At 73.6% G+C, this 6611-nt stretch carries 5 protein-coding genes and 2 pseudogenes; 5 read left to right on the plus strand and 2 right to left on the minus strand.

Annotated elements, in window-relative coordinates; genetic code table 11:
* Positions 1–92, plus strand: a pseudogene (locus tag ACJA3G_RS26600) (glycoside hydrolase family 48 protein); the annotation flags it as partial.
* Positions 93–395: 303 nt separating this feature from the next.
* Here the strand turns inward: ACJA3G_RS26600 and ACJA3G_RS26605 are convergent.
* Positions 396–1148 (minus strand): annotated as a pseudogene (locus ACJA3G_RS26605) (histidine kinase); the annotation flags it as partial.
* A 103-nt stretch (positions 1149–1251) separates the two neighbouring features.
* Here ACJA3G_RS26605 and ACJA3G_RS26610 point away from each other — a divergent pair.
* Positions 1252–1803, plus strand: coding sequence for a hypothetical protein (locus ACJA3G_RS26610; RefSeq protein ID WP_406555581.1), 552 nt, complete (start codon positions 1252–1254; stop codon positions 1801–1803).
* An 8-nt stretch (positions 1804–1811) separates the two neighbouring features.
* On the opposite strand, the gene ACJA3G_RS26615 is transcribed toward ACJA3G_RS26610, so the two are convergent.
* On the minus strand, positions 1812–2384 hold the full coding sequence (locus ACJA3G_RS26615; protein WP_406555582.1) for a cob(I)yrinic acid a,c-diamide adenosyltransferase: 573 nt from the start codon (positions 2382–2384) through the stop codon (positions 1812–1814).
* Between the two features lie 269 nt (positions 2385–2653).
* On the opposite strand from ACJA3G_RS26615, the gene ACJA3G_RS26620 reads away from it, so the two are divergent.
* From ACJA3G_RS26620 to ACJA3G_RS26630, 3 genes are all read left to right on the plus strand, one after another.
* Positions 2654–3502, plus strand: coding sequence for a 3-hydroxyacyl-CoA dehydrogenase family protein (locus tag ACJA3G_RS26620; protein ID WP_406555583.1), 849 nt, complete (start codon positions 2654–2656; stop codon positions 3500–3502).
* A 159-nt stretch (positions 3503–3661) separates the two neighbouring features.
* The gene (locus ACJA3G_RS26625; RefSeq protein ID WP_067163978.1) at positions 3662–3985 is read left to right on the plus strand and encodes an STAS domain-containing protein; all 324 of its coding nucleotides are present in this window, start codon (positions 3662–3664) and stop codon (positions 3983–3985) included.
* A 290-nt stretch (positions 3986–4275) separates the two neighbouring features.
* Positions 4276–6611 (plus strand): ATP-binding protein (locus tag ACJA3G_RS26630; protein WP_406555584.1); only part of this gene is annotated, 2336 nt, incomplete at its 3' end.

Here is a 6611-nt window from a genome sequence, read left to right on the forward strand (position 1 = left end):
ACTTGGACCTGTTCACCAAGGACTCCTCGTACGCCAAGCAGTGGAAGTTCACCGACGCCCCCGACGCCGACGCACGCGCCGTACAGCGCGCCTCCCGTGTGCGCGAGCGAGGCGGTGACCGTGCCGGGGGAGGCGTGCTTGAGGGCGTTGGTCAGCGACTCCTGGACGATCCGGTACGCGGCGAGCTCGACCGGGGCGGGCAGCGCGGCCCCCGCCGGACGGTCGTCCACGAGCGTGAAGCCGAGTCCGCCGGCGGCGCCGGTGGTACGGGCCTGGGCGAGGAGGGCGTCCAGCCCGGCCAGCGTCGGCGCGGCGGCGGGTTCGGTGGCGGCGCCGCTGTCGCGGAGCAGCCCGATGAGTCGGCGCATCTCGGCGAGCCCGTCCACGCTGTTCTCCCGGATCACGGCGAGCGCGCGGCGGGTGGTGGCGGGTTCGTCGAGCGAGAGCGCCGCCGTGGAGTGGATGGCGATCGCCGAGAGGTGGCCCGCGACCAGGTCGTGCAGCTCGCGCGCCATCCGGGCCCGCTCGGCCACCACCGCCTGCGTGCGGTCCATCTCGGCGAGCAGCGCGGTCTGCTCGGCGCGCAGGGTGGCCGCCTCGGCGGTGTCGCGGTGGTTGCGCACCAGGGCGCCGGTGGTGGCGGGCGCGAAGCACACGATCCCGGTGAGGATGCCCAGGAGCAGGGCCTGGGGGGTGCGGAACCAGGCGAGGTAGCCGACGGTCGTGGCCACGGTGATCAGACCGGTGGTGACCGGGATGCGGCGGGCCGCCGCCGGGGTGCCGTAGAGGACGGCGGCGTAGACGAGGTCCGTGAACATCAGGACCGTCGCCAGGCTGCCCGAGGTGAACTGGTCGCCGACGACCGCGGCCGTACCGCCGAGAATGGCGGCCTGCGGGCGGGTGCGGCGCACCAGCTCCAGCGCCGCCGTCACCGCCAGCGGCACCAGCGTCCAGCCCCGGCCGAGCGGTCCGCCGCCCTGGGAGAACAGCCCGAGCGCCCACAGCACCAGCCCGCCGGCCAGCCCGACGGCGGCGATCAGGACGTCATCGCGGTGGGGGCGGGGGAGGCGTTTCACGTACCCATGAAACACGTGGCCACGGCCCCCGGCGTCCCCGCACCGGCCGAGCCGCGGCCTCCCCGGGTACATCGAAGGATGCAGTGCCCTTTCGTCACCGCCGACGACGAGCGGGCGCGATCACGGGCCGACGCTGGAGGGAGTGGGGACGAGGGGCCGAGCGAGGGGAACCGCCGTGATCATGACACTGATCGTCGTCTGCGAGGTGGGCTTCTGGGTGCTGCTCGCCGGCGGTCTGGCGCTGCGCTACCTCGCGAAGATGCCCAGGACCTCGGTGGCGGTGCTGCTCTGCGAGCCGCTGCTTGAGGCGCTGCTCCTCGTGGTCACCGTGATCGACCTCCGCAACGGCGCCGAACCGGACTGGAAGCACGGCCTCGCCGCCGTCTACCTGGGCTTCTCGGTGGCGATGGGCCGCTGGACGGTGCGATGGTGCGATGCCTGGTTCGCGTACCGCTTCGCGGGCGGGCCGCGCCCCGCCAAGGCGCCGGCGGGCGGCACGGCCCGCGCGGTCCACGAGTGGAGGACGGCGGGCCGCTGGGTGCTCGCCGCCGCCCTCGCGATCGGCCTGCTCCAGGGCGGCATCCGGTACGTGGGCGGCGACGGGGACGTGAGCTCCCTGCGGATGTGGCAGCAGCGGATGGTGTGGGTGATCGGCATCAACCTGATCATCGCGCTCAGCTACACGCTCTTCCCGAAGAAGGCCGGCGCGGCCCCCTCGCGCCGCTGACCGGCGGCCTACCGCTCGCCGCCCGGCACCCACAGCACGTCGCCCGTCTCCTGGTTGGCCGTCCTCGCGAGGATGAACAGCAGATCCGAGAGACGGTTGAGATAGGTGGCGGTCAGCGGGTTCATCGTCTCGCCGTGCGCCTCCAGGGCCGCCCACGTCGAGCGCTCGGCGCGGCGCACCACGGTGCACGCCTGGTGCAGCAGCGCGGCTCCCGGGGTGCCGCCCGGCAGGATGAAGCTGCGGAGCTTCTCCAGCCGCTCGTTGAACCGGTCGCAGTCCGCCTCCAGCCGGTCGATGTAGAACTGCTCGACCCGCAGCGGCGGGTAGGCCGGCTCCTCGACCACGGGCGTCGACAGGTCCGCGCCCACGTCGAACAGATCGTTCTGCACCCGGGTGAGGACCTGGACGACCTCCTCGTCGAGACCGCCCAGCGCGATCGCCGTGCCGATGACCGCGTTCGCCTCGTTGGCGTCCGCGTACGCCGAGATCCGCAGATCCGTCTTGGCGGTACGGCTCATGTCGCCCAGGGCGGTGGTGCCCTTGTCGCCGGTGCGGGTGTAGATGCGCGTCAGATTGACCATGGGGTCAGCCTAGTTACGCGGAGGCCGTCCGCCCCCTGTGTGTGCCGACCGTCACCGCCCGCGCGGCGCCACGGACATTCCCCGCCCAAGTACGCGGTACGGGACGAGCGGTGGAGCTTCGGGGGCCGTCGGTGAGACGCCGCTCACCCGTCTTGGTGTGATGTCCGTCATCTGAGACGTGACGCGCATCTCTTACGGCTCCCAAGACGCCTCACGGCCGATAGCCTCCGCCGGAGAGCCGTATCAGTAAGCCGTCAAAGGGGTGTGAAGTGGCCAGGAAGCTCGCCGTCATCGGGGCCGGACTCATGGGTTCGGGTATCGCGCAGGTCTCGGCCCAGGCGGGCTGGGACGTCGTGCTGCGTGATGTCACCGACGAGGCGCTGGTCCGGGGCACCGACGGTATCAAGGCCTCGTACGACAAGTTCGTGAGCAAGGGCAGGCTGGCCGCCGAGGACGCGGAGGCCGCGCTCGGCCGCATCACCACCACCACCGACCTGGACGCCGCCGCCGACGCCGACATCGTCGTCGAGGCCGTCTTCGAGAAGCTGGAGGTCAAGCACGACATCTTCCGTACGCTCGACAAGATCGTGCGCGCGGACACCGTGCTCGCCTCCAACACCTCCGCCATCCCGATCACCAAGATCGCGGCGGCCACCGAGAACCCCGAGCGGGTCGTCGGTGTGCACTTCTTCTCGCCGGTCCCGATGATGCAGCTCTGCGAGCTGGTACGCGGCTACAAGACGAGCGACGAAACCCTGGCCACCGCCCGGGAGTTCGCCGAGTCCGTCGGCAAGACCTGCATCGTCGTCAACCGCGACGTCGCCGGTTTCGTCACCACCCGCCTGATCTCGGCGCTCGTCGTCGAGGCGGCGAAGCTGTACGAGTCGGGCGTGGCCACCGCCGAGGACATCGACCTCGCGTGCAAGCTCGGCTTCGGCCACGCGATGGGCCCGCTGGCCACCGCGGACCTCACCGGCGTGGACATCCTGCTCCACGCCACCAGCAACATCTACACCGAGTCGCAGGACGAGAAGTTCGCGCCGCCGGAGCTGATGCGCCGGATGGTGGACGCCGGTGACATCGGCCGCAAGAGCGGGCAGGGCTTCTACAAGCACTGATTGACGCGCCCTCACCTCCCCTTGCCCCGGAATCACTCCATGGGGTGAATTAGGTATCGGTTCGCTTACAGACGGCAACTTCCCTGCGGTCTGTGCAGTCAGTTGGTGCAGTAAGAGACGACAGGCAGACAGGCATACGGAGCACTCCGGGGAGTTCATATGCACATCAGGGGCGACCACGTCGAGCTGGTCGTCGGGGGCCGCCTCGACGTCCGCAGCGCGGCGGACGCCCGTACGGTCCTGCACTCGGCCGTCGACGACGGAGCCGGCGACCTGGTGCTCGACCTGACCGAGCTGGACTCCTGGGACGCCACCGGCCTCGGGGTGATCATGGGCGCCCACCGGCGGGCCGGCCGCTGCGGCCGGCGGCTGGTGCTGCGGGGCGTCCCGCCCCAGATGCAGCGCCTGCTGGTGGCCACCCGGCTGCACCGCATCCTCGCCATCGAGGGCGGTATCGCCGCGGAGGCCCTGCCGCGCGTGTGAGCGCGCGGCACCCGCGCCGTACCACCGGTCCTTCCGACCCAACTTGAGCGCAGCCTGTGCGGCACTGGTGCAGATCATGTGGAAGCCGGTCCTCCGCACGCAATCCTCACCGGACTGTGACGCTCTGGGCGGGTTGGCACCCCGCCCGTTCGGCGATACTGGGCGAAGGTTTAGGGTGCGGTCTCCCGCCGGTCGACATCCCTGCGGCGGGGACCGGACCAGAGCGACAGCGCAGTGCGTAGCGGCCGGGTGGGGCAAGGTTACGCAGGCGCATCTGGGGGGCTTTCACCATGAACCCGATGGACACCCGGGGACCGGACGAGTTCGACGACGAGCAGGACGCACCGGGCCAGGGGGCCGCCGCCCCGCGCAAGGAGCGCGACCGGGCCGCCGTCACCCCCGAACCCGCCCCGCGCGCCGCCTCGCTCGCGCGCACGGTCCGGCTCGTCTCGGGCGACTTCCTGCTCACCGTCAACCCCGTCGACGGCAGCGAGATCGAGGCCTGCCCGCCGGGCGAGATACCCGGCCGGCCCGAACGCCGGTCCGCCACCGAACGCACCGAGCGGGAGCGGGCGCTCAAGCCCCCGCTGCCCGCCGGGCCCGCGGCGCCCGCGCCGGTCCTGCTGGAGCGCGGCGAGGAGCGCGAGCGGCTGGTGCGCCTCCTCGGCCGGGGCCGCTCGGTCCGGCTCACCGGCCCCGCCGGCTCCGGGCGCACGGCCCTGCTCGACGCGGTGGCCACCGACTGCGCCCGGCTCGCGCCCGACGGCGTCGTCCGCCTCAGCGGCCACCGCCGCACCCCCCAGGAACTCCTGCACGAGCTGTACGCGACGGTCTACCGCTCCCCGCTGCACCGGCCCGACCGGGCCGGGCTGCACGACCGGGTCCGCGAGATCGGGGCGGTCGTCGTCGTCGACGACCTGGAGTTCGGCGGCGCCGCGCTGGAGGAACTGCTCGCCGCGACCCCGGAATGCGCGTTCCTGTTCGCCGCGACGCCCGAAGTCGCGGCGCCGCTCGCCGAGTCCTCCCTCGAAGAGCTTTTCCTGACCGGCCTCGGGCGCGCCGCCTCCCTGGAACTCCTGGAACAGGCCGTGGACCGGCCGCTCACCGAGGACGAGGCCAACTGGGCCGGCGACCTCTGGTTCGAGTCCGAGGGCCTGCCGCTGCGGTTCGTGCAGGCGGGCGCGTTGCTGCGGCAGCGGGACGGGCTGCGCGGCGAGGGCGCCGCGCTCGACGAGTTCGGGCTGCCGGTCGAGGGGCCCGAGGACCTGTCGGTCTTCTCCGCCGAGGGCCGGGAGATGCCGCTGCCGTCGCTGGGGGAGGGCGCCGCACCCGCCGCGCCGCTCGCGGCCCGGCTCGGGCAGGCCGCCCGGGAGACCCTGCGGTTCGCCGTCGCCCTCGGCGGCGAGGTGCCGCACCAGGCGCATCTGCCCGCGCTCGTCAACGACACCCACGCGGACGCCGCCCTCGGCGAACTGCTCGGCTGCGGACTGCTCTCCCCGGTCGGTACGCGCTACCGGCTCGCGGCGGGCGTGCTCACCCAGCTGGAGGCCGCCGGATACGGGGAGGAGGCCGAGGAGCGGGCGCACACCGCCGCCCGGCACTACGCCTGGTGGACCGGCCACCCCTCGGTCACGCCCGAGCGGGCGGCGGCCGAGGCGGACGCGGTGCTCGCGGCCCTGACCGCGCTGGTGCCCGGCGGCGACACCGAGCACCCCGCCACGGCGGTCCGGCTCGCCCGCAGCGCGGCGCCCGCGTTCGCGGCTGGGCTGCACTGGGGGGCGTGGGAGCGCGCGCTGCGGATCGGCTCGGCCGCGGCCCGGCTCACCGGCGAGGTGGCCGAGGAGGCGTACTTCCACCACGAGCTCGGCGTCCTCGCGCTGTGCGCCGGCAACGTCGACCGCGCGCGGGCCGAACTGGAGGCCTCGATCGGGCTCAAGGGCGCGCTCTCCGACAAGCGCGGCACGGTCGCGGGCCGGCGCGCGCTGGCCCTGGTCGAGGACCGCTCCGGCGGACCGGTGATCTCGGGCGGGCGCACCCCCTCCGGCGACGAGGTCCCCGCGGCGCGCCACGAGGAGTCCCAGTCGCCGCCCGCGGGCGTCCTGGCTCCGTTTGCCGCCCCAGCCCCAGCCACAGCCGCCGCCGCAGCCCCCGGCCTGGCCGCGGCACCGGTCCCGGAGGCCGCGGCGACGGTGCTGATCCCCGGCGCGACGCCCCGTGCGGCGAAGCGGACGCTGTTCACCGGTACGCGCCGCAACCTGGTGGCCGCGGGCGCCGGCGCGGTGCTGGCGGCGGTCCTCGGCACGGTGGTGACGCTGAGCGCGACGTCCGGTTCGGACACGCCCGGCGACAAGGTCGAGCAGCAGCGGCAGTCGGTGAACGAGGGGGACGGCGGGGAGGCGGGTCTTCCGGCGGACAGCCCGACGCCGCCGGCGACGACGCGCCCCCGGTCCGGGGGCGGTTCCCACACCCCGCCCTCCTCGTCCCCGGCCCATCAGGGCGTGCCCGGGACGTCTCCGTCCTCGGTCCCCTCGTCGCCTTCGACGTCCTCGGGGAAGCCGTCCACGCCGTCGGGGACACCGTCGAAGAGCGGGAAGCCGTCGACTTCCGGGGGGTCGTCCACGAGCGG

It is taken from the genome of Streptomyces sp. YS-3, from assembly GCF_045257485.1.
In the GTDB taxonomy this organism is placed as follows: domain Bacteria; phylum Actinomycetota; class Actinomycetes; order Streptomycetales; family Streptomycetaceae; genus Streptomyces.